The 26,899-nt window shown below is 60.0% G+C and carries 20 protein-coding genes; 14 read left to right on the top strand and 6 right to left on the bottom strand.

Features of this window, described 5'->3' with window-relative positions:
- The first annotated feature begins 8 nt into the window (after positions 1-8).
- The 10 genes from IEX75_RS10805 (at position 9) to IEX75_RS10760 (ending at position 14,411) form a co-directional block, all read left to right on the top strand.
- A complete protein-coding gene (locus IEX75_RS10805) occupies positions 9-797 on the top strand; it encodes an alpha/beta fold hydrolase (protein ID WP_188794208.1) in 789 nt (262 codons plus the stop codon).
- A 792-nt stretch (positions 798-1,589) separates the two neighbouring features.
- On the top strand, positions 1,590-3,644 hold the full coding sequence (locus tag IEX75_RS10800) for a ferritin-like domain-containing protein (RefSeq protein WP_188794207.1): 2,055 nt from the start codon (positions 1,590-1,592) through the stop codon (positions 3,642-3,644).
- A gap of 74 nt (positions 3,645-3,718) precedes the next feature.
- A complete protein-coding gene (bufB, locus tag IEX75_RS10795; protein WP_188794206.1) occupies positions 3,719-4,669 on the top strand; it encodes an MNIO family bufferin maturase in 951 nt (316 codons plus the stop codon).
- The gene (locus IEX75_RS10790; RefSeq protein ID WP_188794205.1) at positions 4,653-5,489 is read left to right on the top strand and encodes an HvfC/BufC N-terminal domain-containing protein; all 837 of its coding nucleotides are present in this window, start codon (positions 4,653-4,655) and stop codon (positions 5,487-5,489) included. The genes bufB and IEX75_RS10790 overlap by 17 nt, the downstream gene beginning before the upstream one ends.
- A 297-nt stretch (positions 5,490-5,786) precedes the next feature.
- Complete coding sequence (locus tag IEX75_RS10785; protein ID WP_188794204.1) at positions 5,787-7,025, top strand: MFS transporter; 1,239 nt, start codon at positions 5,787-5,789, stop codon at positions 7,023-7,025.
- Positions 7,026-7,047: 22 nt separating this feature from the next.
- Positions 7,048-10,797 (top strand): nitrate reductase subunit alpha, encoded by a 3,750-nt coding sequence (locus IEX75_RS10780; protein WP_188794203.1) that lies wholly within the window; start codon positions 7,048-7,050, stop codon positions 10,795-10,797.
- 10 nt (positions 10,798-10,807) lie between these two features.
- Positions 10,808-12,343 carry a nitrate reductase subunit beta gene (gene narH / locus IEX75_RS10775; RefSeq protein ID WP_188794202.1) on the top strand — a complete coding sequence of 512 codons (1,536 nt, stop codon included), beginning with the start codon at positions 10,808-10,810 and terminating at the stop codon, positions 12,341-12,343.
- Position 12,344: 1 nt separating this feature from the next.
- Positions 12,345-12,989, top strand: a complete 645-nt coding sequence (narJ, locus tag IEX75_RS10770; RefSeq protein ID WP_188794201.1) for a nitrate reductase molybdenum cofactor assembly chaperone — start codon at positions 12,345-12,347, stop codon at positions 12,987-12,989.
- Position 12,990: 1 nt separating this feature from the next.
- A complete protein-coding gene (gene narI / locus IEX75_RS10765; protein ID WP_188794200.1) occupies positions 12,991-13,698 on the top strand; it encodes a respiratory nitrate reductase subunit gamma in 708 nt (235 codons plus the stop codon).
- Positions 13,695-14,411, top strand: coding sequence for a peptidylprolyl isomerase (locus tag IEX75_RS10760; RefSeq protein ID WP_188794199.1), 717 nt, complete (start codon positions 13,695-13,697; stop codon positions 14,409-14,411). The genes narI and IEX75_RS10760 overlap by 4 nt, the downstream gene beginning before the upstream one ends.
- An 83-nt stretch (positions 14,412-14,494) precedes the next feature.
- On the opposite strand, the gene IEX75_RS10755 is transcribed toward IEX75_RS10760, so the two are convergent.
- A complete protein-coding gene (locus IEX75_RS10755) occupies positions 14,495-15,055 on the bottom strand; it encodes a sugar O-acetyltransferase (RefSeq protein WP_188794198.1) in 561 nt (186 codons plus the stop codon).
- A gap of 136 nt (positions 15,056-15,191) precedes the next feature.
- Here IEX75_RS10755 and IEX75_RS10750 point away from each other — a divergent pair, with 136 nt between their 5' ends.
- Positions 15,192-16,238, top strand: coding sequence for a sulfotransferase (locus IEX75_RS10750; RefSeq protein ID WP_188794197.1), 1,047 nt, complete (start codon positions 15,192-15,194; stop codon positions 16,236-16,238).
- A gap of 524 nt (positions 16,239-16,762) precedes the next feature.
- Positions 16,763-18,490 carry a S53 family peptidase gene (locus IEX75_RS10745; RefSeq protein WP_188794196.1) on the top strand — a complete coding sequence of 576 codons (1,728 nt, stop codon included), beginning with the start codon at positions 16,763-16,765 and terminating at the stop codon, positions 18,488-18,490.
- A 95-nt stretch (positions 18,491-18,585) separates the two neighbouring features.
- Here IEX75_RS10745 and IEX75_RS10740 read toward each other — a convergent pair whose 3' ends face one another.
- Positions 18,586-18,885 (bottom strand): addiction module antidote protein, encoded by a 300-nt coding sequence (locus IEX75_RS10740; protein ID WP_188794195.1) that lies wholly within the window; start codon positions 18,883-18,885, stop codon positions 18,586-18,588.
- 1 nt (position 18,886) lies between these two features.
- On the bottom strand, positions 18,887-19,183 hold the full coding sequence (locus tag IEX75_RS10735) for a type II toxin-antitoxin system RelE/ParE family toxin (protein WP_188794194.1): 297 nt from the start codon (positions 19,181-19,183) through the stop codon (positions 18,887-18,889).
- A 605-nt stretch (positions 19,184-19,788) separates the two neighbouring features.
- On the opposite strand from IEX75_RS10735, the gene IEX75_RS10730 reads away from it, so the two are divergent.
- Entirely contained in the window at positions 19,789-21,504 is a 1,716-nt protein-coding gene (locus tag IEX75_RS10730; RefSeq protein WP_188794193.1) for a S53 family peptidase, read from the top strand.
- A 203-nt stretch (positions 21,505-21,707) separates the two neighbouring features.
- Positions 21,708-24,479, top strand: a complete 2,772-nt coding sequence (locus IEX75_RS10725) for a TIM-barrel domain-containing protein (RefSeq protein WP_188794192.1) — start codon at positions 21,708-21,710, stop codon at positions 24,477-24,479.
- Positions 24,480-24,717: 238 nt separating this feature from the next.
- Here IEX75_RS10725 and IEX75_RS10720 read toward each other — a convergent pair whose 3' ends face one another.
- From IEX75_RS10720 to IEX75_RS10710, 3 genes are all read right to left on the bottom strand, one after another.
- A complete protein-coding gene (locus IEX75_RS10720) occupies positions 24,718-25,989 on the bottom strand; it encodes an MFS transporter (RefSeq protein WP_188794191.1) in 1,272 nt (423 codons plus the stop codon).
- Positions 25,990-25,991: 2 nt separating this feature from the next.
- Positions 25,992-26,309, bottom strand: coding sequence for a hypothetical protein (locus IEX75_RS10715; RefSeq protein ID WP_188794190.1), 318 nt, complete (start codon positions 26,307-26,309; stop codon positions 25,992-25,994).
- A gap of 77 nt (positions 26,310-26,386) precedes the next feature.
- On the bottom strand, positions 26,387-26,833 hold the full coding sequence (locus IEX75_RS10710; protein WP_188794189.1) for a MarR family winged helix-turn-helix transcriptional regulator: 447 nt from the start codon (positions 26,831-26,833) through the stop codon (positions 26,387-26,389).
- Between the last annotated feature and the right edge of the window lie 66 nt (positions 26,834-26,899).

The raw sequence follows: 26,899 nt of genomic DNA, 5'->3' as shown, positions 1-26,899 counted from the left end.
GTATCCGCATGCTTTCCACTTTGACTCAAGATAGTTGGATCAACACCGAACTCGGTCGGCTCTACGCCAGGCGCTGGTCACCGGCGACAAGTCGATCACACGACCATGCATCCATTGTGCTCTTTCATGACTCGCTCGGATGCGTAGCGCTATGGCGCGATGTCCCAGAGCGTCTCGCACTTGCGACCGGAAGGGATGTGGTGGCCTATGACCGTCTTGGCTTTGGCCGATCCGATCCGCACCCGGGGAGTTTGACCAACCGCTTCGTGCACGATGAGGCACGTGCCAGCTTTCGCGCCGTACGCGAGCAACTGCAGATAAAACATTTCATCGCCTTCGGTCACAGCGTCGGTGGCGGCATGGCCATCGTCTGCGCGGCAAGTGACGCAGACTTTTGCGATGGCTTGATCGTGGAATCGGCCCAGGTGTTCGTCGAGCCTCATACGCTCGATGGTATTCGCCAGGCGAAACGACTCTTCCAGCAACCGGGCCAGCTGGAACGCTTGAAGAAATACCATGGCGACAAGGCAGCCTGGGTGCTCAGCGCCTGGATGGACACCTGGCTCGCCTCCGACTTCACAGACTGGAACCTTGATACCGAACTGCGCCACATTCGCTGTCCCATCCTGGCGATCTACGGCGACCAAGACGAGTACAGCTCGCTTCGCCAGCCAGAGCGCATCGATCGTTTCACGGCAGGGCGCATGACATTGAAGGTGATGGAAGCCTGCGGCCACGTTCCTCATCGAGAAAATACCCAGGCCGTCGTGGACCTTGTCACCCAAAGGCTCGCGTAATACACGTGGCCCGACGGCGAAAATTTTTTCCGTACATTCAACGTCGCCGAAAATCGTCGCCCCGGCGAAAGCCGGGGCCCAGTGTCTTGGGCGACATGCAAGTCGCTAGGTCCCGGCTTTCGCCGGGACGACGATCTATCAAGCGTTACGGTGAATGGAACGATTTTCCCACGGACAGCAGTGGTAGACCTTCAGTACTTTCCTCACTGTCCAGGAGTACCGCCCGGGCGAGGCGATGGCGACGCACCGAGCCCGCTTATTCGGACGCACCGCAGCAATGAACGCTGTCACGCACCGGTTGGATGCCGTTAGGCAGCAAATTTTTACGCTTCGCAAAAATATCTTGAGCCGCGATCCCGTTACACAACGGACAGCCATTCACATAATCAACACTTGATCACGGCGTATGCTCGCGTGATCCGGGTTGGGGGACTTGGAATGGCTAGGGAAGGCAAACACCATCGTGGCAATTCCTCTGCCACATGTAAGGCGGCCAGGCGCAGCACTGCCCGCCAAGCCATTCGATCACCGGGTAGATCCACTGGAGATGAAGCAGCAAGTGAAGTTTTTCACTTGTTCGCTGCGGGTGCTTTTTTACTACAGGGACGCGCCCTCAAAAGCTTCTGGGGCCCAGGTATCAACGTTTGGCTTCTTATGCATCCAAGCTTCCGGCTATCCGGAGGCCTGAAGGTGCATGCAAAGATTCCGACTCGATCATGACCTCCACCAACGAGGGTTCGTCGCGCTGTTTTCCGTTCCTTCCTATCCATAGCCAGCAAGGAGAGAAAGCCCATGAATGACACGGCAACGGCAACGCGATTGGAAAGTGAGCTCGGCATTTGCGTCGAGCGAAGCCTCAAGTATTTCGAAACGGACAAGGCCGCGGTATGGGGCATCGCACAAGCCGCCATCGACGTCGAGCTGTTCACGATACCGCTTTACATGACAGCGATGTATTCCATCTACGGCACGCACGAAATCAACGCCAAGAACATCGACTACTACAAGGGACGCTGTTGGCCGGGCATGGCGCCCACCGCCAATCCGGACACCGAGGAGCGCAAGACCTTCAATCTGATCTTCAGCGTCTTCATCCAGGAAATGCTGCATCTGGAGATGGCCGCCAATATCAGCACCGCCATCGGCCTGGCACCGACGTTCACCAGCCCCGCCTTGCAGACGAAGGATCATGGCTGGCATTGCTACGGTCCGGAGAAAACAACCATCCCTTACATCGTGGACCTCACGGACACCAAGCGCTATCACGACACCAAGGTCGCGCTCGGTTCGCTCGACAAAAACACCCTCGATCTCTTCTGCGCCATCGAGCAATCCACGAAAGATGCTCGCGAAGGCATGGTGCTCAATCCGAAGCACAACTATTTTCCGCAGGTGCCGTTCCCGGACTGGGACCCGGGCAAGCCGCTGCCGATGTTCGGTTCCATCGGTGATATGTACGAGTGCTACGCCAAATACCTGCGTCTGCGTTACGAGGACGGCCAAACGCTGTGGGAGAAATTGTTCACGGCCGATTGCGTGCAGCAGGATCTCTTCAACGTCACGGAAAAAGGACACCCCAGGCGCGAATTCCCCGGCTTCGAAACCAAGCTCAATGCGCAGGACCTGGCCAACCCCAGGGCCGCCTTCGACAAGGCCATCACCATGATGTCGGCGATTACCGACCAGGGCGAAGGCAGCCTGATCTCCATCGGTGAATCGCTGCTGCGTTACCGGTTCTCCCCCGCACCGCTGACCGACGTGAAGGAGAAATATCGCGAAGACAGGTCCGCGCTGGAGGTGGATTACCTATCCTACAACGCCAACGGTGGGCCAGCCCCTTCGGCCGATGCCGAAGCTCGCGCACGCTACGCGCCCGAGACTCACTTCGAGCGATTCGAGTCGCTGCACGGCAAGCTGGACAAGATCATGACCTGGGAGAAGTGGCACGCCGACCGAAAGAATCATTGGACCGCGGCGATGCTGACTACCAACGAATACAGTGCACCCGCAACGTCTCCCATTCCACCACCGCAGGACATTGCCGACGCGCTGAACCGGCTGAAAGCACAAGGCCCGGCCGAACATGCCGTATTGAGCAAGGTGGCCGTGGGTGCCATCAAAGGTGTCACGACGGTGCTCAACGACTATTGGCAAAATGCCAGCACCACGTTCCCTTATCCGTCGATGGCTGGTTCCGGCGACCGCGTGTCGCTTTGCTGGGCGGTGTTCGGGAGAGCACCCAACCTCGCGCTGGGCATCGGTGACGTCAATCCCAACAAGCTCTATCACGCATGCCAGGGCATGGCGTGGGAAGGCAGCGACGGCAGTTGCGCCGCCATCGAGGTCTATCACACCTGCCGCGGTTCCAACACTTGCAAAGCACAAGGCGGTTGCGGCTTCGCGCAACTCGACAGCGGCGGCGGATCATGCGGTCACAGCGGCGGTTGTGGCATGACGGCCAGCGTGCCGGAAGGCCATGCACCCTACATGCTGCGCGGACGCAAGAGCCACAACGACGTCGCGGAAGGCAATCTGTGCGGCGGACCGCCACCATCCACGGGCAATTACAGTTCACCCAGTGACAACAAGTGCGCCACGTTTGGTGGCTGTGCGGTTCCCATCTCCGCCTCGCAGCTGTATCCCGAAGGCGGCACGATGGTGCTGTACGACTTCGTCGGTCCGCGTCATCAGTCCAAGCAAATCGGCACGATGACGTTTGCCTTGGGTGACTCCGTGTACCAGAAGGCCTGGGAGGCTTATCAGAAAGTGATGAGCCAGCGCGGCAAACCGGTCGGCACGCCGCCCAAGGCGACCGACCTGCGCATCGCCTTGCCTCCTTCTACTTGAGAACAAGGAACGTGGATCTCGCTCTCGTCATCGAGGGCGAGATCCAACCATCCTTCCCGCATCGAAGGTACATCATGACCGCTCCCCGGCTCGGCCTGCCCAATCTCGGATTCGGCGTTGGCCTGAGAAATGCGCATCTCGATCACATCCTGCGCCACGGTCCCGGCGTCGACTGGTTCGAAATCATCAGCGAGAACTTCATCGGTCATCACGGTTACGCGCGCCATGCATTGGACCGCATTCGTGCACAGGTTCCTGTCGTGATGCATGGTGTTTCCATGTCGATCGGCAGTGCTGATCCGTTGGACCGCACGTACCTGGCCAAGCTCAAGCAACTTGCTGAGGACATCGAGCCCGTCTGGATCTCCGACCACTTGTGCTGGACGGGCGTGGCAGGCATCAACGCGCACGATCTGTTGCCGCTGCCCCTGGACGAACCCACTTACCAGCACGTACGGCAGCGGGTGGAAGCCGTGCAGGAACTGCTGCAGCGGCCCTTGGTATTGGAAAACCCGAGCAGCTATCTGCAATTCGCCTGCTCACCCATGGCCGAATGCGATTTCCTCGCGCGCCTCGCACGGGAAACCGGTTGCGGCCTGTTGCTCGACGTCAACAACGTCTACGTGTCCAGCCACAACCATGGCTTCGACCCCGAACACTATATTCGGCAGTTGCCGCCCGAGCACATCGTGCAGATCCATCTTGCCGGACCCAGCGATACCGGCGATCTGCTGATCGATACGCATGACCAACCGGTACCCGCGCGTGTCTGGCAACTCTATGTGTTGGCACAACAGCGCTGCGGTGCCGATGCGTCCAGCAACGGCGCGGTGTCCACTTTGCTCGAATGGGATGCCAACATTCCCAGCTATCCGGAACTGCTGGCCGAACTGGACAAGGCTCGCCAAGCGCTGCACGGCGACATCGTCGCGCCAGCGATCGATGCAAATGCCACAGCCATGTCTTCCGGCTACTCCACGCCGATCGCGTTTCAACTGAAGGAAGAACATGCCGTCGCTCCATGACGTTCAACATTGGCTGCTCACCGTCATGACCACCCCTGGTGGCGCCGAGCGCGGTGCCATGCTGGCGCGCCAAACCAACGGGCTCACGGTGGCTGGCATGATTCACGCCAGCCGCATTGCCGATCCGATGCGGCGATTGGGCGTCTATGCCGATGGCTATTTGCTGCGGCTCTACGATTGCCTGGCCACCGACTATCCCATGCTTCGACGCGTGATGGGCGAGGAAGTATTCGGCTTCTTTGCGCGCGCCTACCTGTGGGAGTGCCCTTCGCACTCTCCCACGCTCTACGATCTCGGCGAAGGGTTTCCCGCCTTCCTCTCCCAACATCGTCCACCGCAAACCGACGCGACCGACGGCACATGGCTGCTTCCTGCCGAATTGGCGCGTTTCGAGCGAGCCTGGCTGGAAGCCATGCGCGATCACGGACCGGAACGTGTGCAGCATCAAGCGCTGACGGCATCACCATGGACATCGGTGAGTGCGACGCATTGGGAAATTCCTCCCTGCGTACGGCTGCTGGATTTGAAGCTTCCCCTGATTCCGTTCTGGCAGGTGATGGTGACCAGTGACGACATAGCAGCTTGCCCGCAGCCAGAGAACAGCCTCGTTGCCATCAGCCGCATGCATTACCGCGTATCGGCTCATCCGCTGGCCGATTGGCAATACAGCATGCTGGATGCACTACGCCAGGGATGCGATGTGCACCAGGCATCACAACGCGTGGCAACCCGCGACATGCCGAAGGAGCGCGTGCTGGCCGATTGGATGCTGTGGGCACCCGCAGCCCAAGAGCTTGGATTGGTGACGACGCGTTCTTAGCGCTGCATCACGCTTAATCCGGACCGTCACCATGATGCACGACCATGCGAAAAGCACACCGCCTGTTTCGTTTTCTGGCCGACCGCTCGTTCACAGGTTCGTCACTCATCCTTAACTTGTGCAAGACGATGGTATGGCCCGCCGAGGTTTTATTCGGCGGTAACTTGATAAGGATCAAGATCGCAGCTCCGGCGCTCCGTTACCTTTGACGAAGCGGTTTGCGAGTTCGATGTGCGGGGAGCGGTAAACACACGCCAGTCGAAGTACGGATTCCTGCCTGGACAAGGAAACGGGAGCATGGGCGTCGCATACAGGGTGTTGTTCGTCAGTACGTTTGCGTTTGTCGTCTGCTTCGCCGTGTGGATGGCGTTCGGGGTGATCGGCATCCCGATACGCCAGGAACTCAACCTCAATGCCACGGAATTCGGTCTGTTGACGGCAACGCCCATCCTCAGCGGCGCATTGTTGCGGCTTCCCTTGGGTATCTGGACTGACCGCTTCGGCGGACGCAGCGTCATGACCCTACTTCTGCTCGTGGCGGCGATACCGGTGTGGCTGGTCACCTATGCCACGGTGTTGTGGCAATTCCTCGCCATCGGCCTGTGCCTTGGCGCCGTGGGTGCGTCGTTCGCGGTAGGCACGCCTTACGTTGCGCGTTTCTTTCCGGCCAACCGCCGTGGCTTTGCCATGGGCTTTTTCGGTGCCGGCACCAGCGGCGCGGCGCTCAACATGTTCGTGGCGCCGGCCATCGTGGATTCGCTGGGCTGGCGTGCGGTGCCGCGCATCTACGCGGTGGCGCTGCTCGCCACGGCAGCGATCTTCTGGTTGCTATCGGCACCCGATCCGGGCGTCGGCGGAAAACAACCACCAAGCTTGAAGCAGCAACTGCAGGTGCTGCGCGATCCGCGCGTATGGAAGTACTGCCAGTACTACTCGCTCACGTTCGGTGGCTTCACCGGCTTGTCGGTGTGGATGCCGCAGTATTTCGGCGGCGAATACGGCTTGGGTATCGCCACGGCTGCGGCCCTGGCCGCCTGCTTCTCGTTGCCGGCAGGTGTGCTGCGTGCCGTGGGTGGTGCGCTATCCGATCGGTTCGGTGCACATGCCTTGACGTGGTGGGTGCTGTGGCTGGCGTGGATCGCGCTGTTCCTGTTGTCGTATCCGCAAACGCAGTTGGTCGTACAGACCATCCACGGGCCGTCGAGCTTGCATATCGGGCTGAATCTATGGGCGTTTACGCCCTTGCTGTTCGTGCTGGGTGTCGCACTCGCGTTCGGCATGGCCTCCACCTTCAAGTACCTGGGCGACGATTTTTCGGAAACGCTGGGCATCGTGACCGGCATCGTCGGCCTTGCCGGCGGTCTCGGCGGTTTTCTGCTGCCGATCCTGTGGGGTGGCCTGCTGGATCTGCTCGGTATTCGTTCCAGCGCCTTCATGCTCTTGTACGGCGTCGTGTGGGTGTCGCTGATCCTTATTTATTTCACGGAAGTGCGGCGCATCGATATCCGCGGGCAGAACACCACGTCGCCATCCTGAGCAGCGTCACCAGGAGAAAGTCATGAGTCATTTCCTCGACCGCCTGCGCTATTTCTCGCAGCGTCGCGAGCCGTTTGCGAATGGTCTCGGCGAGGTACGCGCAGAGAATCGCCAGTGGGAGGACGGTTATCGCAACCGCTGGCAGCACGACAAGATCGTCCGCTCCACGCACGGCGTGAATTGCACGGGCTCGTGCAGTTGGAAGATCTACGTGAAAGGCGGCGTGGTGACCTGGGAAACGCAGCAGACGGATTATCCGCGCACGCGTGCCGGCATGCCGAACCATGAGCCGCGCGGCTGTTCGCGCGGCGCGTCGTATTCCTGGTACCTGTATAGCGCCAATCGCCTGAAGTACCCGATGGTGCGCGGACGCCTGTTGCGGCGCTGGCGCGAAGCGCGCAAGACGATGGCGCCGGTGGACGCGTGGGCCGCGTTGATGGCCGATCCGCACGGCACGGATTACAAACCGGTGCGCGGCCTTGGCGGCTTCGTGCGCACGACGTGGGATGAGGTGCTGGACATCATCGCGGCCGCCAATGTGCACACCATCAAACAGCACGGGCCGGATCGCGTGGTGGGCTTCTCGCCGATCCCCGCCATGTCGATGGTCTCGTACGCTGCGGGCGCGCGTTATCTGAGCCTGATCGGCGGCACCCTGCTGTCGTTCTACGACTGGTACTGCGACCTGCCGCCGTCGAGCCCGCAGACCTGGGGCGAACAAACCGACGTGCCGGAATCGGCGGATTGGTACAACGCGGGCTACATCATCGCCTGGGGCTCGAATGTGCCGCAGACGCGCACGCCCGATGCGCACTTCTTTGTCGAAGCACGCTACAACGGCACGCGCGTGGTAGCGATCACGCCGGACTACGCGGAAGTGTCGAAGCTTTCCGACCTGTGGCTGCATCCCAAACAGGGCACGGATGCCGCCCTGGCGATGGCGATGGGGCACGTGGTGTTGCGCGAGTTCTTTCTCGACCGCCAGTGCGAGTACTTTCAGAACTATTGCCGGCGCTATACGGATCTGCCGCTGCTGGTCGCGCTACGTCGCGATGGCGAGCGCTGGGTTCCCGACCGCTATCTGCGCGCCAGTGATTTCGACGATGCACTCGGCAGTCCCGAGCATGCCGAGTGGAAAACCGTGGGGTTCGATGCGAGCGGCAAGTTGGTGATTCCGCAAGGCGCCATCGGGTTCCGTTGGCCGGGGCAGGATAGTCCTGACCACGGCAAGTGGAATCTCGAGCAGAAAGCATCCGATGGCACGTCGATCGAACTGGTCTTGAGCCAGATCGATCAGTGTGACGACACGCTGGAAGTGGCTTTTCCGTATTTCGGCGGCACTGAGCACGCGCACTTTCCGAATAACGCGCAAGCGAGCGATGTGTTGTTGCGCCGCGTTCCCATACGGCGCGTCGCGACGCGCGATGGCGAATGCATCGTCGCTTCCGTGTTCGACTTGTTGTGCGCCCACTATGGACTCGATCGTGGCTTGGGTGGCGCGTGCGCGAAGCGCTACGACGACAACGTTCCCTATACGCCTGCATGGCAACAGACGATTACCGGCGTATCGGCAGAACACGCGATCGCCGTGGCACGCGCCTTCGCCGAGAACGCCGCGAAAACGCGCGGACGTTCGATGGTCATCATCGGCGCAGGGATGAACCACTGGTTCCACCAGGACATGAATTACCGCAGCATCATCAACATGCTGATGCTGTGCGGCACGATCGGCGTATCGGGCGGCGGTTGGGCGCATTACGTCGGGCAGGAGAAATTGCGTCCGCAGACCGGCTGGACGGCACTGGCATTCGGGCTGGACTGGGCACGGCCGCCGCGGCAGATGAACGGCACATCGTTCTTCTATGCGCATTCGGATCAATGGCGTTACGAAAAGCTCGATGTCGACGAGCTGCTCTCGCCGCTGACACCACGCGGCAAATACGGACATAGCCTGATCGATTGCAACGTGCGCGCGGAACGCATGGGCTGGCTGCCGTCCGCGCCGCAGTTGGCGTGCAACCCTCTGAATATCGCCCGCGAGGCGGATCAATCCGGCATGAATCCACGCGATTACGTGGCGGATGCATTGCAAACCGGCAAGTTGCGCATGGCCTGTGAAGATCCGGACGATCCCGTCAATTTTCCGCGCAATCTGTTTATCTGGCGCTCCAACCTGTTCGGTTCGTCCGGCAAGGGGCACGAGTATTTCCTGCGTCATTTCCTGGGTACGCGCCATGGCCTGCAAGGCAAGGACCTCGGCGAAGATGGTGGCCACAAGCCCGAAGAAGTGGCGTGGCACACGCAGGCGCCGGAGGGCAAGCTGGATCTGGTGGTGACGCTGGACTTTCGTATGTCCACGTCATGCCTGTATTCCGACATCGTGCTGCCGACCGCGTCGTGGTATGAGAAGAACGATCTCAATACCTCCGACATGCACCCCTTTATCCATCCGCTGTCGGCTGCGGTCGATCCGGTATGGGAGTCGAGGAGCGACTGGGAAATCTTCAAGGCCGTGGCGAAGCGTTTCTCCGAGCTTGCACAAGGCCATCTGGGCGTGGAACGCGATGTGGTGCTGACGCCGATCATGCACGACACGGCCGGCGAGTTGGCGCAGCCGTTCGAGGTGCGTGATTGGAAGAAGGGTGAGTGTGCGTTCGTCCCTGGTGTGACGGCGCCGAATATCAGCGTTGTCGAGCGTGACTACCCGGCCACCTACGCGCGCTTTACCTCACTGGGTCCGTTGATGGACAAGCTCGGCAATGGCGGCAAGGGCATCGGCTGGAACACGCAAGAGGAAGTGCGCGGCCTCGGTGAACTGAACTATCTCGTTGAAGATGGCCCGACCAAAGGCCGGCCGCGCATCGTCAGCGATATCGATGCGGCAGAAACGATTCTTTACCTCGCGCCGGAAACGAACGGCCAGGTGGCGGTCAAGGCGTGGGAGGCGCTATCGCGCATCACCGGCCGCGACCATCACCACCTCGCCGAAGCACGCGAGGACGAGAAAATCCGCTTCCGCGACATCCAGGCGCAGCCGCGCAAAATCATCAGTTCGCCGACGTGGTCGGGTATCGAGAGCGAACGCGTCAGCTATACCGCCGGCTGGACCAACGTCAACGAACTGATCCCATGGCGCACGCTTAGCGGTCGCCAGCAGTTCTATCAGGATCATGCATGGCTGCGCGATTTCGGCGAGGGCTTTGCGTTGTATCGCCCACCGATCGACACGCGTTCAGTCGCCGCGCTGCATGGCAAGCGCGACAACGGGCACACCGAGCTGACGCTCAACTTCATCACGCCGCACCAGAAGTGGGGTATCCATTCCACCTATACCGACAACCTGATCATGCTCACGTTGTCGCGCGGCGGCCCGATCGTGTGGCTGTCCGAGGCGGACGCGAAGCGTGGCGGCATCGTGGACAACGATTGGATCGAACTGTTCAACATCAATGGCGCGATCACGGCGCGCGCCGTGGTGAGCCAGCGCGTGCAGGAAGGCATGGTGATGATGTACCACGCGCAGGAGAAGATCGTGAACGTGCCAGGTTCGGAGATCACCGGCATGCGTGGCGGCATCCATAACTCGGTGACGCGCACGGTGCTCAAGCCCACGCACATGATCGGCGGCTATGCGCAGCTCAGCTGGGGCTTCAACTATTACGGCACCGTCGGCTCGAACCGCGACGAGTTCGTGATCGTGCGCAAGATGGCGAACGTGGATTGGATGGATCGCGTGCAGCGCGAAGCGCCGCAGCAGAGTGCGTCGGCCTGAGGGAAACGATATGAAGATTCGCGCGCAAATCGCCATGGTGTTGAATCTGGACAAGTGCATCGGCTGCCACACTTGCTCGGTCACCTGCAAGAACGTCTGGACCTCGCGCAAAGGCATGGAATACGCCTGGTTCAACAACGTCGAGACGAAACCAGGCGTCGGCTATCCGAAGGATTGGGAAAACCAGGAACGTTGGCACGGCGGTTGGGTGCGCAAGCCCAATGGCCGCCTGCAGCCCAAGCAAGGCGGCCGGCTGGCGGTGCTGGCCAAAATCTTCGCCAATCCGCATTTGCCGGATATCGATGATTACTACGAGCCCTTTACGTTCGACTACGAGAACCTGCAAACCGCGCCGGAGCTGCCCACCGCGCCCGTCGCCCGGCCGATCTCACTGGTCAGCGGGCGCACCATGGACAAGGTCGAATGGGGTCCGAACTGGGAGGAAATCCTAGGCGGCGAATTCGACAAGCGCAGCGCCGACTACAACTTCGAAGCGGTGCAGAAAGACATCTACGGCCAGTTCGAAAACACCTTCATGATGTATCTGCCGCGCCTGTGCGAGCACTGCCTCAATCCGGCCTGCGTGGCGTCGTGCCCGTCCGGCTCGATCTACAAGCGCGAGGAAGACGGCATCGTACTGATCGACCAGGACAAGTGCCGCGGTTGGCGCATGTGCGTCTCCGGCTGTCCGTACAAGAAAATCTATTACAACTGGACCAGCGGCAAGGCGGAGAAATGCACCTTCTGCTATCCGCGCATCGAAGCCGGCATGCCCACCGTGTGCTCGGAAACCTGTGTGGGCCGCATCCGTTACCTCGGTGTGCTGCTTTACGATGCGGACGGCATCGAGCAGGCGGCAGCCGTCGAAAATCCGCATGACCTTTATCAGTCGCAGCTTGATCTGTTCCTTGATCCCAATGATCCACAGGTGCAACGCCAGGCGTTGGCCGATGGCGTGCCGGAGGCATGGCTGGAAGCGGCGAAGCAGTCGCCGGTCTACAAGATGGCCGTGGAGTGGAAGATCGCGTTTCCGCTGCATCCGGAATATCGCACGCTGCCGATGGTGTGGTACGTGCCACCGCTCTCACCGATTCAATCGCACGCCAACGCGGGCGCCATCGAAAGCAAAGGCGGCCTGCCCGATGTGGAGTCGCTGCGCATCCCGGTGCGCTACCTCGCCAATCTGCTCACCGCCGGCAACGAAGTGCCGGTGACCCGTGCGCTCAAGCGCATGCTCGCGATGCGGGCTTGGTTCCGCGCCCTGCAACTGGGTGACGAGCCCGATCCATCGCTGCTTAAAGACAACGAGCTGGACGTGACGACGATCGAGGCCATGCACCGTTATCTGGCGATCGCCAACTACGAGGATCGCTTCGTGATTCCCACCGCCCATCGCGAGGAGGCGGAAAACGCGTATGCGCTGCGCGGCGGTTGCGGGTTCAGCTTCGGCAACGGCTGCGATGGCGTCGACACCCAATCCAGCCTGTTCGGCGGACGCATGGGCCGCCGCAAGATCATTCCCATCCGCCTGCTCGACGATCACTGATATGCGAACCGATCACGTCATCTTGCTTCGCGCGCTTGCTGCGCTGCTCTCTTATCCGGATGCGGCGTTGCGCGCTGCGCTGCCGGAAATCGGCACGGTTATCCGCGAAGCACGCGATATGGAAACGGCAACGCGTGGAGAACTTCTCGCCTTGATCGATCAACTCGCACGCGGCGATGCACTCGACATCGAGGCGCGCTTCGTGGACCTGTTCGATCGCGGACGCAGTACGTCACTGAATCTGTTCGAGCACGTGCACGGCGATGGGCGCGATCGCGGCCCGGCGATGCTCGATCTTCGCCAGCGTTATCTCGAAGCCGGGCTCGAGCCCAGCGGCAACGAGTTGCCCGACCACCTTCCCATGCTGCTGGAATACCTGAGTTGCCGCGATGCAGCCGAGGTGCGTGAGACCCTCCGCGATTGCGCGCATATTCTGAGAGCGATCGGCAACCGCCTGCTCCACCGCCGCAGCCGCTATGCCGCCGTGTTCCGGGCATTGCTGGAACTCGCCCGTGCGGAAGGACTTGATCCGCATGCTCCCGTTCCTGCGCCGGAAGATCTGGACCTCACGTGGGAGGAGCGCCCCGCCTTCGCCAACGACAGGGCACCGCCCTGCCGTCCAGCTGATTTCGTGAAACGAGGCTGACATGAACGCCGCCACCCACCTGCAACTGTTCCTGTTCGGTATCTACCCGTATATCTGCCTGTCGGTCTTGCTGCTGGGCAGCCTGATACGTTTCGACCGCGAGCCGTACACCTGGAAGAGCGACTCCTCGCAAATGCTGCGCGCAGGGCAGTTGAAGTTCGGCTCGAATCTCTTTCACTACGGCATCCTGGTGGTCGTGATCGGACACTTTCTGGGCTTCCTGACGCCGCACTGGGCTATCGACTGGGCCTTGGACCCCGCGCAGCATCAGTTGCTGGCGATGGTGGGCGGCGGCACCGCCGGCGTGGTGGCCATCATCGGATTGAGCATCCTGATCTATCGCCGCCTCGCCGATCCACGTATCCGCCGCAATAGCCGCAAATGGGATATCGCCGTCGTCATCATGCTGTGGCTGCAACTGCTGCTCGGCCTTATCACCGTGCCGCTTTCGGCCCAGCATATGGACGGCGCGAAGTTCGAGCTGCTTACGGCGTACGTCAAGGGCATCGTCACTTTCCAGAGCGGTGTGGCTGCCTTGCTGCTGCAGGTTTCATGGGTCTATCGCCTGCACATCCTGCTCGGCTTCACCATCTTCCTGATCTCGCCGTTTACGCGCATGGTGCACATCTGGAGTGGCGCAGGCGCGCTGGCTTATCTGTTCCGGCCCTATCAATTGGTACGTACGCGCAAGCGCACGGTACGCACATGACCATCCTCGTCAATGGCGTAGCCGTGACCGATCAGGACTGGCCCACACCGCAAATGGCCGCCGTGCACGAATTGTTGCGCCAGCGCGCGGTGGCATTGGGCTGGCTGGATCACGAAGCGGAACCTGCTGCCGTCAACGAAGCGATCGAGCGCGTACTGGCCGAAGAAGTGCGCATACCCGATGTCGACGAAGCCGCATGCAGGCGCTATTACGCACAGCATGCCCAGCGCTACCAAAGCGATGAACTGGTCTTTGCCAGGCATATTCTTTTTCAGATCACCCAAGGCGCGCCGGTTGCTGCCGTGCGCGCCATGGCAGAAGCCATGTTGACGGAACTGCGCGCGCAGCCGGCGTTATTTGCCGAACGCGCACGCCGCCATTCGAATTGCCCTTCCGGCGAGCTCGGCGGCGAGCTGGGGCAATTGCAACGCGGCGCCACCGTACCGGAATTCGAACAGGCGCTGTTCGAAGGCACGGCGCTTGGGGTATTGCCGCAACTCGTCAAGACACGCTTCGGTTTCCACATCGTCGCCGTCGACCAGCGCGTTCCTGGCAAGTCGTTGCCTTTCGAGCACGTGCACGATCGCGTTGCCGACGATTTGCACGGCGATGCCGAAGCGCGTGCGCTCAGCCAATACGTGCGTGTGCTGGCCGGTCAGGCCGAGGTGCAAGGCGTGGAGCTCGATGCTGCGACATCGCCGCTCATACAGTAGGTTGGGGTGCAAACCCCAACGTCGGGATACAAGTACGCACCAGATGTTGGGGTTTGCACCCCAACCTACACCGTTCGCACCCTTCAGTCATCGCCAATCGAACGAATAACACGCGCCGAATTTCCTCCGACAAGGGTATTCGGCGGAACATCCTTGGTGACGACCGAACCCGCGGCCACCACCGAATTTTCGCCGACCGTCACACCACCGATAATCGTTGCGCCAGCCGCGATCCAGACGTTTCTCTCAATCACGATGGGTTTTCCGATGGTAAGAGCGTGGCGCCGTGACGGTTCAAGCGGATGGCCGGCCGTGATGATGCTCACGTTCGGCCCGATCATCACATCGTCCCCGATGTCGAGGCCGCCAAGGTCATAGAACGTGCAGTTCTGATTGACGAAGACATTGCGTCCGACGCGGATTTCATCACCGCCAGCCGTATAGAACGGTGGTATCAGCGAAAAGCTCTCGTCTACCTTTTTACCGATGAGTTCGCTGAACAGGGCGCGGATTTCGTCTGCATCGTTGAATGTCAAACGATTAAGTGCGGCGGTGATCGCCATCGCCCGTTTGACGTTTGCCACCATGGCCGCGGATTCCAGCGTTCTCCTGTGAATGATCCTGGCGCCATCCTCATTCGACATGTGTCATTGCCTTTATCCACGTTGAGCCTGCATTCCGGCAGGCAGGCAGCGTAACCCAAAAATATGGCACCCCTGGAATCCGTTGGGTTACGCTGCGCCAACCCAGCCTGCGATGGGCGTCTTGCGAGTAGTGATCGTGACAGCATCGCCTCAAACGCCTCTCTTCATCGTCAGCACGGGCCGCTCCGGCTCAACGATGTTGTCTGATCTGCTGTCGCTGCATCCGGATATTCTGAGTCTCTCCGAGCTGTTCAACGCGCTGCATCCGCTTGGCTTCCAGAAAGATCCCGTTGACGGTCCGACTTTCTGGTCGGTGCTGAGCGAGCCGCGTCCACGCCATACGGCCTGGCTTCGCCTGATGGAGCGCGGCCTGGTTATCGATGAGTTTCGCTATCCCGTCGCCTCCGCGCTGCGTTTTCGGGATACAGGCATTCCACCGCTGCTGGCGATGACCTTGCCACCGCTCACCGACCATCCCGATGCGTTGCACGACGAGCTGGGCATGTTCGTGCAGTCATTGCCGCAAGACCGGGTCCATCGCCAATATCTGCGCGTCTTTCAATGGCTATGCACCCGGCTTGGCAGACGATTCTGGTGCGAGCGCTCGGGCGCTTCGCTCGGCCTGGTCCATCCCTTGTCACACTTCTTTCCGGATGCGAAGTTCATCCATGTTTTTCGCGACGGTCGTGAGTTCGCCGTTTCGGCAAGCCGTTTTCCGCTGATGCGGATGGGCATGATCAGCGCCATGTTCAAGCGGAAGTTCGGTTCCGCTCCCTATCTCGCGCCGGCGTACGAAGTGCCTGAAGACCTGCCGCCAGAGTGGCGTGGGCTGGTACCCGAGAGCTTCGATGTCGAGGTATTTCAAAACTTCGCACTGCCGATCGAGCCGATCGGCAGTGCGTGGTCCGAGATGATCGCCGTGGGCTTGAGCCTGCTGGAAAAGCTGCCCGCCGAACGCGTCCTGCATGTGCGCTACGAGTCGATGCTTGAAGCGCCGCATGCCGAACTTCAGCGCATCGTTCGCTTTATGGATCCTGGCCTCGACAATCCTGCGTGGCTTATACAGGCGGCGGGGCGTGTACGGAAGAATCCACCGAAGTGGGTGAGCTTGCCCGACGAGGAGCGGGCGCGCCTTGAATCGGCTTGTGCGCCGGGCATGGCGCTGCTTCGGCGCTTTTCGTGAATCATTAGCCGTGTCTCGACGTCATTCTGGCGAAGACCCACTGCTGCCCGGGGAAAGTTTTGCTTGTTCTAGCGACTTGGCTAAAAGGCTCGTCGTCCCGGCGAAAGCCGGGACCCAGCGACTTGCAGATCGTCAAAGACACTGGGCCCCGGCGTTCGCCGGGGCGACGACTCGCTAGCGTCGAATGGGCTGGCAAACATGGAGGCTTCGGTTGAGTTGCAGATACCTGTCTGGAGCGCGACGAATTTTCCCCGGACAGCAATAGGCCTTCGCCGGAATGACGACTCGCTCCGAAATGGAGTCGACGCATTTTCGCGCAAACGGTGATCTCCAACGTTGCATGCAGCCTTTTTCGTCGTGCACCGCAATGCAAAACGTTTACACGCATCACCCACCCATCGTTTCACTTGAAAACGACAATTACCGCCCTACGCTCGCCCAGCCATTCGGCACGTTGGGGAGAGGAACACGATCGCTGTTCCTCGATTCGTCACTGTCACTGACTGCTACGGGAGTAGATTCCGATGACCAGCACAGATTCGACGGGAACACGTTTTTCAAATGGCCTGGCGCGCAAAACATGCGGCCTTTCAGTGGCCATCGCGCTCGCATTCGGCGCAAGTGCGGTTGCCCATGCCGGCGACGTTGAAACGCATCACGTGCGTGAGACGGTGCATAGCAATCTTGCACAGCAAGTTGGCAGCTTGCCTGCCGCCAAGCTGATGAGCCTGGATGTGGTGTTGCCTTTGCGCGACAAGGCGGGACTTGATGCATTCGTCGCTGACGTCACCAATCCGAACAGCCTGAACTATCAAAATTATTTGACGCCGCAGCAATTCACCGCGCAATTCGGTCCCACGCAAAACGACTACGACACGGTGGTGCAGTATCTTCAGCGCTACGGCTTTACCGTCACCGGCGGCAGCCGCGACGGCATGGATATCCAGGTGATCGGCCCGGTTTCCGCCGTGGAAGCGGCGTTCAACGTGACGATGCGTACCTATAGGCATCCCACGGAAAACCGCACGTTCTACAGTCCGGATCGCGAGCCGACCACGTCATTGGCGATCCCGCTGTGGCATATCTCCGGCCTGGACAACTATTCCATTCCCAAGCCGCTGTACGTGAAGAAAAGCGATTACGCCGCAGCGCACGGCATCAGCCCGGATCAGGTGGTATCGCACGCCACGACGGGCTCAGGTCCTTCGGCGTCGTTCCTCGGCAGCGATATGCGCGCGGCGTATTACGGCGGTACGGCGCTCAACGGCAAAGGCCAGAACCTTGGCTTGCTGGAGTACTACGGCACCGACCTCGCCGATTTGAATACGTACTACAAGAACGTGAAGCAAACGAACAAAGTGCCGGTCACCTTGCTGTCGACGGACGGCACCAGCACTGCCTGTGTGGCCTCGTCCGGTTGCGACGACACCGAGCAGACGCTCGATATGACGCAGGCACTCGGCATGGCGCCAGGCCTGGCCAGTCTGGTGATGTACGTCGGCTCCACCGATACCGCCATCATCAGCAAGATGACCACGCACAGCCCACTGCCGACCACCATCGGCTGTTCGTGGGGCTGGACGCCGGCCGATCCCACCACGCTCGATCCGTACTTCGAGAAGATGGCTGCACAAGGTCAAACGTTCTTCGCCGCATCGGGCGACAGTTCAACCTGGTCCGCAAGCAATGAAGCATGGCCGGCCGATGATGCCTATGTGATCTCGGTCGGCGGCACTGATCTCACGACCACCAAGGCGGCCGGCCCGTGGAAATCGGAAACAGCCTGGGTGGATGGCGGTGGCGGCATTTCGCCGGACAGCATCGCCATTCCTTCGTGGCAGAAGATTGCGGGCGTGATCAATACCAGCAACAAGGGATCGACGAAGTATCGCAACGGCCCCGACGTATCAGCCAATGCCAACTTCACCTTCTACGTCTGCGCTGATCAAACCACCTGCACGGCCAACAACTACGGTGGCACCAGTTTCGCCGCGCCGATGTGGGCCGGTTTTGTCGCGCTGATCAATCAGCAACGCGTGGCGGATGGCAAGAAGCGCGTCGGCAGTTTCAATGCGACGGTTTATCCGGAGAATGAGTCCGGCGGCAAGCTGACCACCACGTACACCACCGACTTCCACGACATTACCAGCGGCACCTCGGGCAGCTATTCGGCGGTGAAAGGCTATGACCTGGTGACAGGCTGGGGTAGTCCGAAAGCTGGACTCATTACGACGTTGGCAAATTCGCCGTAAGGCAAATCGATAGACGAGAGGTGAGGGTTACCTGCCCTCACCTCTCCGAAATTTGGCATCTTCTCTTGGTGAACTCGACGGTTGTGACGTAACGGTCACCGGCCAGCAGGCACTAACCGAAGCTGGTAGCCCAACGCATTGGCAACCTTCATTGTCGTTGCGAGGCTTGGATTGCCATCAGCTGACAGCGCCTTGTAGAGCCCCTCGCGAGTGAGACCCGTGTCGCGAGCCAGTTGGCTCATGTTGCGCGCACGCGCCACCGCACCGAGCGCTACCGCCATCAGGGCCGGATCGTTTTCATCGGAACATGCTTCCAGATAAGCGGCAATATCTTCTTCGCTTTTCAGGTAATCAGCCGAATCATAGCGGCTGAACGTTTCCCTCTTGGTTGCCATATCAGTTCTCCCAAGCGCTTGCGATGCGGATAGCGTTGGCAATGTCCGCCTGCTGGCTGTTCTTGTCACCGCCGCAAAGCAGGACGACCAGCAAGGCGCCACGCATCGTGTAATACACCCGATAGCCGGGGCCGTAATCGATCTTCATCTCACTGATGCCGTGTGTCAGGTTACGATATTGACCAGGATTGCCGAGCCCCAGGCGATCGATGCGTGATTGAATCCGTACGCGTGCTTGGCGATCCTTCAGACTCTGCAGCCAAGTGTCGAATGTCTCGCTCTTGACGATTTCTATCATGGCGGCATTGTTAACTATAGTTATCAATATGTCAACTATAGATCACAACCAGGCATAGTGCTCGTCTGCATCCATTTCAAAAAATGCCGCGATGTTTCTCGAAACTCAGTGGGCGGTGATGCGGACTTTGAATATCGCTTTTGGCGATCTCTGAAAACTCATTTCCGATAGCTTGCCGATTTGCTCGGAGCGGCATCGGGCGTATCGAGCATCAGGCTTCTGCGCCTGGCGAAATCACCTCAAGCAGCTCAAGCAGATCGATAAAGAAGTCATTTTGGCTTCTAATTTTTTGTCTTTTTAGGCCACCCTGCAGAATCTTGCGCAGCCGTTATCAATGGTTCGCAAGACTCTGCACAGGTGCCCGACCGTGGCGCGGGCCGCGCACTATGTGATCTGGGGCACAAATTCATGTCAGATCGCCGCTCTCTGCGTATAGATATGTAAAGAACGCCGCTTCATTCACCCGAAAACGACAAATTCCCCCCTACCCTCCGCCGGCCATTCGGCACCCCTGGGGAGGGGAGTACAGGGAACAGTACGTCTTCTAGTTTTCCTCGATTCTTTCTTTCGATGTCACTGACTACTTAACTTTGAGGAGTAGGTTCATGACCAGACAAGATTCGATTGGAACACGCAAGACAAGCAGAATGTTTTCGACACGCAAAACCTGCGCACTTTCACTGGCCATTGCGATGGCATTCGGTGCAAGTGCGGCGGCGAATGCCGGGCAGGTGTACACGCATCATGTGCGTGATGTGGTGACCAGCAATACGGCACAGCAAGTGGGAAGTCTTCCCGCCGGCAAGCTCATGAGCATCGACGTAGTGCTTCCGGTCCGCGATCAGGCGGGCCTGGATGCATTCGTGGCGCAAGTCACCGATCCGATGAGCTTGAGTTATCACAACTACGTCACGCCGGCGGAATTCACCGCACGCTTCGGTCCGACCCAAAACGACTATGACACCGTCGTGTCGTATCTCAAGCAGCATGGATTGGTGGTGGCGGGCGGCAGCCGCGATCGCATGGACATCCAGGTGGTCGGTCCGGTTTCAGCCGTCGAATCGGCGTTCAACGTGAAGATGCGCACGTATCGGCATCCCACCGAGAATCGCACTTTCTACAGCCCGGATCGCGAGCCCACCACGTCGCTGGCGATTCCGCTGTGGCATGTTTCGGGCCTGGACAATTACTCACTGCCGCATCCGCTTTACGTCAAGAAGAGCGAATATGCAGCGGCGCATGGCATCAGTCCGGACGCGGTGGTGAGCCATGCAACCACCGGCTCGGGTCCCAGTGCGTCGTTCTTGGGCAGCGATATGCGCGCGGCCTATTATCACGGCGCCACGCTGACCGGCACGGGGGAGAGCGTCGGCCTATGGGAGTTCTACGGCATCAATACCTCCGACGTGTCGCTTTACTACTCGACGGCAGGGCAGACCAATCCCAACAACTTGCGTGTGCTCTCGACGGACGGCTCCTCGACCGGCTGCAGCGGTAGCTGCTCCGATATCGAGCAGACGCTCGACGTGACGCAAGCCCAAGGCATGGCGCCTGGTCTGAGCAATGTGCTGATGTATGTCGGTGCCACCGATACGGCCATCATCAGCGCCATGACCGTCACGACAGATGGCTATGCACCGCCGGCAACCATCGGTTGCTCGTGGGGCTGGACACCGGCCGATCCGTCGACGCTCAATCCCTATTGGCAAAAGATGGCGGCTCAAGGCCAGAGCTTCTTCGCTGCATCGGGTGATAGCTCGACCTGGTCGTCGCGCAATGAAGCATGGCCGGCGGATGCGGCCTATGTGATTGGTGTCGGCGGCACCGACCTGACCACCAGCGGCGCGGCCGGTCCCTGGGCATCCGAAACAGCGTGGGTGGATAGCGGAGGCGGCATCTCGCCGGACAAGATCGCCATTCCTTCCTGGCAGACGGGCGCGATCAACACCAGCAACAAGGGCTCGAAGACATACCGCAACGGACCGGATGTGTCGGCCAATGCCAACTTCACCTTCATGGCGTGCGGCAACGGCAGCTGTACTTATAACGAGTACGGCGGCACCAGCTTTGCGGCGCCGATGTGGGCGGGCTATATCGCCCTGGTGGACGAGTCACTGGCCAGCCATAGCGCCTCGAACCTGGGCTTCTTCCTGCCCACCATCTACAGCAACAACATAAACAGTCCCACCATCTATGCGGCGACGTTCCATGACATCACCAGCGGCAAGTCCGGCAGCTATTCGGCTGTGAAGGGCTATGACCTGGTGACGGGCTGGGGCAGCATGATCGGTTCGGGCTTCATGTCGCAATACGGACAATAAGCGCGTCGTAGAAAGGCAGTGGAACGGAGGTCATGCGTGGCCTCCGTTCTTTTTGTAGGTTGGGGTGCAAACCCCAACATTGAGCTGCTCACGCATCGCGACGTTGGGGTTTACACCCCAACCTACACCGTCGAGGCTGTGCTTGACTTGGCTCGGCGAGTATAAGTGCGGGGTCTTTCCTTGACCCGGCAAGAGACTCTCGCATGAAAGTGTTCCGCAGCATGCTCCTTATGGCGCTGGTTGGATTCGTATCGACCCCGCTCGTTTCTTATGCAAGGACGCAGAACACAACCACGATCGTTGCCGGCAATGCGCGTTTCGAATTCCTCACCGCTTCGCTGGTGCGCATGGAATACGCGCCAAATGGCCGCTTTGCGGACGAACCGACCGCCGTGGTGCAGAAACGCGATTGGCCGGCAGTGAGTGCTCAATCTTCCAAAGAAAACGGTTGGCTGGTGGTGCACACCAGCAGTATGAGCTTGCGCTATCGATTGAACTCCGGCCCTTTCAAGGCCGACAACCTTGAGGTGCGCTGGGCCAATTCCAGCGGCGCATCGCATACCTGGCATCCCGGTCAGGTGGACACGCAGAATCTTGGTGGCCTCACCTATTCGCTCGATCACGTCAGCGGCAGCAACTTGACCCAAGACGACACCCAGAGCCCGGTCAACGACATCATTCCCGGCATCGACATTCCCTTGCTGCCGGCCAAGCCGGGCCTGCTCAGCCGCAGTGGCTACGCCTTTATCGACGACAGCCAGACGCCGTTGTGGGACGAGAAAACGGCGTGGATCACGCCGCGCCCCCAAGCTTACGGCCAGGATTGGTATCTGTTTACCTACGAACGCGACTACCAGGGCGTGCTGCAGGCATACGCGCAGCTTTGCGGCGGCATTCCGATGATCCCGCGCTACGTGCTGGGCAACTGGGTCACCGATTTCAACTTTGAATATTTTCCGGATACGGCAGAAGCGCACACGCCGGCATTCGAGCACTACAACCAGCAGTATCTCGAAGACGAACTATCGCGCCTGCGCGACAACCATATTCCCTTCGACACGCTGGTGCTGGATTTCGCGTGGCACAACTACGGTTGGCAGGGTGGCTACGACTGGAGTCCGCTGATTTCGCAACCCACGCAGTTCCTGTCATGGCTGCATGACCGCGGCATCAAGCTCAGCCTCAACGATCATCCGGGCTATGCGGGCACGGAGGAAAGCATTCTTTCCCATGACGATAGCCGTGCGTCGGAAGTGCTGACGGATCTGAAGCAGCCGCTGCCACCGAAGCCCTCGTTCGATCTGGATGTTTCCGCCGGCTGGAAGTTCATGCCCGATCCGCAGGATCAAGGATTGAGCCAGCACTGGTTTGCCGTCGATCATAACGACCATGCGTGGAAGTCGATCCACACGGATCAATCGTGGAATAAACAAGGCTATCCGGATTACCAAGGCATCGGTTGGTATCGCACCTCGGTGCCGCTGCCGGCCAAATTGCCGGATGCTTTGTACCTGTATCTGGGCGAGGTGGCGCAAACGTACCGTATCTTCGTCAACGGCAAGGAAGTGGAGCATACCCACGTACAGTGGCCGCGACGCCTTACGTATGCCGACATCAGGCCTTATGTTCGTCCTGGCCAAGCCAACGAGATCGCCTTGCGCGTGGTATCGGGCGAACAAGGTGGCGGCATTTTCCGCGGACCGGTTGCAATCAAGGATGTGACACCGCCGCCACGCATCTATTTCGATCTTTCCAACCAACAGCAAGCCAACGTATTCATGCGCGACTTGCATGGACCGCTGATGCAGGCGGGCGTGAGTTCGTGGTGGGTGGACGGTGGCGGTGGCGCCACCCCTATGCCGGGGCTCAATCCGCAACTCTGGACCAACAAAGTATTCTACGATTTCACGCAGCAGTTCACCGGCCAGCGTGCTTTCATCCTTGGCCGCTATGGCGATTGGGGCAGCGAGCGTTATCCCGGCTTTTTCACCGGCGACACCTATTCGGAGTGGCCGGTGCTGGCGTATGAGGTTGCCCTCACGGCACGCGGCGGCAATGTACTGGTGCCGTACATCAGCCACGATATCGGCGGCTTCCACGGCGCGAAGATTGATTTTGATCTTTATGCGCGCTGGATCGAATTCGGCGCCTTCAGTCCCATCCTGCGCATGCATAGTGCGCATGCGAATCCGCGCGAGGGCAATGCACGCATGCCTTGGCTGTATGGCGACAAAGGCATTGCCTTGATGCGCAAATACTTCACCTTGCGCACGCAGCTGATTCCCTACATCTACACCTACACATGGCAGGCACACACGTTGTCGCTGCCGCTGCTGCGTCCGTTGTATCTCCAATATCCGCAGTTGCCGGAGGCTTATCAGCATTCCCATGAATACTTCTTCGGCTATGAGATGCTGGTAGCGCCGGTGCTCGATGCCAGCGGCAGTTGCACCGTTTATCTACCACCCGGCGAGTGGGTCGATTTCTTCAGCGGCAAGCATTACGGCGGCGGCAAGTCTTTCACGGCGCATTACGATGCCGACCAGATGCCGGTGTTCGTGCGTGAGGGGTCGATCATTCCGGAGCAGGAGCCGAGTGATTATTCGGATGCGAAGCCGCTGGATACGTTGATCGTCAACGTGTACGGATCAGGCAAGGGTCATTTCGATCTGTACGAGGATGATGGTGTGTCGCTTGATTATGCGGAGGGCCGTTATGCGGTGACGCCGATGAGTTATGCGACCAAGGCGGATGGTTCGTATGAGCTGACGGTGGCGGCAGCTAAGGGTACTTACAAAGGCCAATCAGCTATGCGTTCTTATGACGTGCGCATCCACGGGGGAAGCAGGCCGCAATCGGTGAGCGTGAATGGAAAGGCGACGACGCAATGGCGTTGGGATGACACGGATGCAACGACCATCGTTACAGTACCGCAGCAGGATATCCATGATGCGGTGAGTGTGACTTGGCGGTAAGGGCTACCACTTTTCCGTCACAAGAACCGAAGCTCGCGTTGATACCGTTTCAAAGCGAGTTGTCATTCCGGCGAAGGCCGGACGGAGCACGAAGCGCAGAGAACGTCCGAAGGACGGCCCCGAAGGGGTGAGCGAAGCGAATCATCCATCGCCAGTACGAAGCATGGATTCCGGCCTTCGCCGGAATGACGTTGAGGCAAGACTGACTTTTTTTCACGGCGAAACGAAGCTTCAGAAGCTACCCCTCTCCCCTCGCGGAAGAAGGAACCGATGGCTGCATGCTGAAGCGCAAACGCCCCGCATCGATCCACACCCGCAGCGCATGATGCTTCACGAGATAACGCATCCCCACCAGCACCGCAGCAAATCCCGCCGCAGCACCCACGCCTAACGACCATCGCGGGCCAAACGTGTCCGCCACCCAGCCGACCACCGGCGCGCCCAGCGGGGTGCCGCCCAACGCAATGGCAAGCAGAATCGCCACGACACGGCCACGCATCGCAGGCTCGGTAGCAAGTTGCACCAAGCTGTTGGTGGAGGTGGTGAAGGTTTGTGCGGAAACGCCGATCACCAGCAGCATCACGGCGAACACGCCATCGTTGGGTGATAACGCTGCCAGCACCAATCCGGTGCCGAATAGCGCCGCAGCCGCTATCAGCAGCAACACGCTCGGCCTTGCCCGTCGCGCCGCCAGCAAAGCGCCCATCACGGTGCCAACCGCCATGCTGGACGTGAGCAGGCCGTAACGTCCTGCGCCGGCATGGAACACCTTCACCGACATGGTGGAAATGAAGATCGCAAAGTTGAGCCCGAAGGTGCCGAACAGAAACAGCATCAGCAATATCGCGCGCAAATCCGGCCGATGCCACACATAACGAAAGCCTTCGGTAAGGCCGCCACGCGTGCGTTGCGCCCAGGCTTTCACGTGCAACGCTTCGGGTCGCAGCAAACCCAGCGAGCACAGCACCGCAACAAACGAAGCCGCATTCACCACAAACACCCAGCCGGTGCCCACGGCGGCAATCACTAAACCCGCAACGGCCGGGCCAATCATGCGCCCTGCGTTGAACGAGGTGGAGTTGAGTGCCACGGCGTTGGAGAGATCATCCTCCGTCACCAGCTCCGACACGAAGGTCTGCCGCACCGGTGCGTCAAAAGCGGTGATCGAACCCAAGGCGAACGCGAAGGCATACACCTGCCACAGCTTGATCAAGCCGGTAACGGTAAGCAGGCCCAACCCCAGTGCCAGCAATCCGAGCAAAGCCTGGGTGATGAATAACAGCTTGCGCCGATTGAAGTGATCCGCCGCATAACCGGTCAGCGGCAGAAACAGAATCTGCGGCCCGAACTGCAGCGCCATCACCACGCCGACTGCCGAGGCGTTGTTGTGCGTGAGTTGCGTGAGTACCAGCCAGTCCTGGCCGATGCGCTGCATCCACGTGCCTACGTTGGATACCAGGGCACCTGCCGCCCATACGCGGTAGTTGTAGCCGCGCAAGGAGCGGAACATGCTCACACATTGCCGCCGTTGAAGCGCCCGAAACTGCGGGCAAGGAATAGCGACAGCAACAATGCCCCGAGTCCGGCCGCGATGATGTCCGGCGCGCTGCGCGTGTCGAAGTCTCCCACCTGGCAGAGCAGGAGATAACCCAATACCGCGTTCAAGAAACCCCACAACACGTTGACGGTGGAGGATGAAAGCCCCTGCCCCGGCGGCTTGGCAAACGGCGATTGAAAAGCTCGCCCCATGCTGCCGCTGACGATATGCGGCAGCGCATTGGCGAGGAACGCGCCGCCGAAGAAGTAAGCCACATAGTGAGGCGATGGCATGACGAGCACTCCGTGATGCTTGGGTGAGGTAGCCGCCGTACGCATCAACCTGTCGTCAGTGCGCACGGGAAAAATCATCAAGGCTCGACGAGCCGTTTCAACAGCTCGACCGCTCCTGCGAGCTTTTTCTGCTCGGTCGGCGAAAGCCGTATCTGGATGGTGTGGAACAACCAGTCTTCGCGCGCGGCGCGGCTGGCCTTGATCCAGGCGCGCGCCTTGGGCGTGAGCGAAAGCATGGTGCGGCGGCCATCCGTCGGATGCGGTACTCCCTTCAACAGCCCGGCCGTTTCCAGCGAAGCCACGGTGGCGCCCATGGATTGCTGGCGCACGCCTTCGAGTTCGGCAAGTTCGGTCACGGTTTTGGAACCTTCGCGCTCCAGGTGGCCGAGCACGGCGACTTGCGACCAGCTGAGGCCGCGCGATCCGGTTTCCTCGCGCAGGCGGCGTTTCAGCTTACCCAACTGCACGCGCAGCTCGCCGGCAATGGTCATGGCAAGGGCGGTGTCGGGGGTGGATGGGTCCATGGGGGCGCAGTCTAGCCAATAGGAAGGTAAACTGCAAAGTCTGCCTTCCTATTGGCTTATGCGCCG

The organism is Dyella nitratireducens (genome assembly GCF_014642835.1).
Classification (GTDB): domain Bacteria; phylum Pseudomonadota; class Gammaproteobacteria; order Xanthomonadales; family Rhodanobacteraceae; genus Dyella_B; species Dyella_B nitratireducens.
This window is presented reverse-complemented; position numbering and strand designations above follow the sequence as displayed.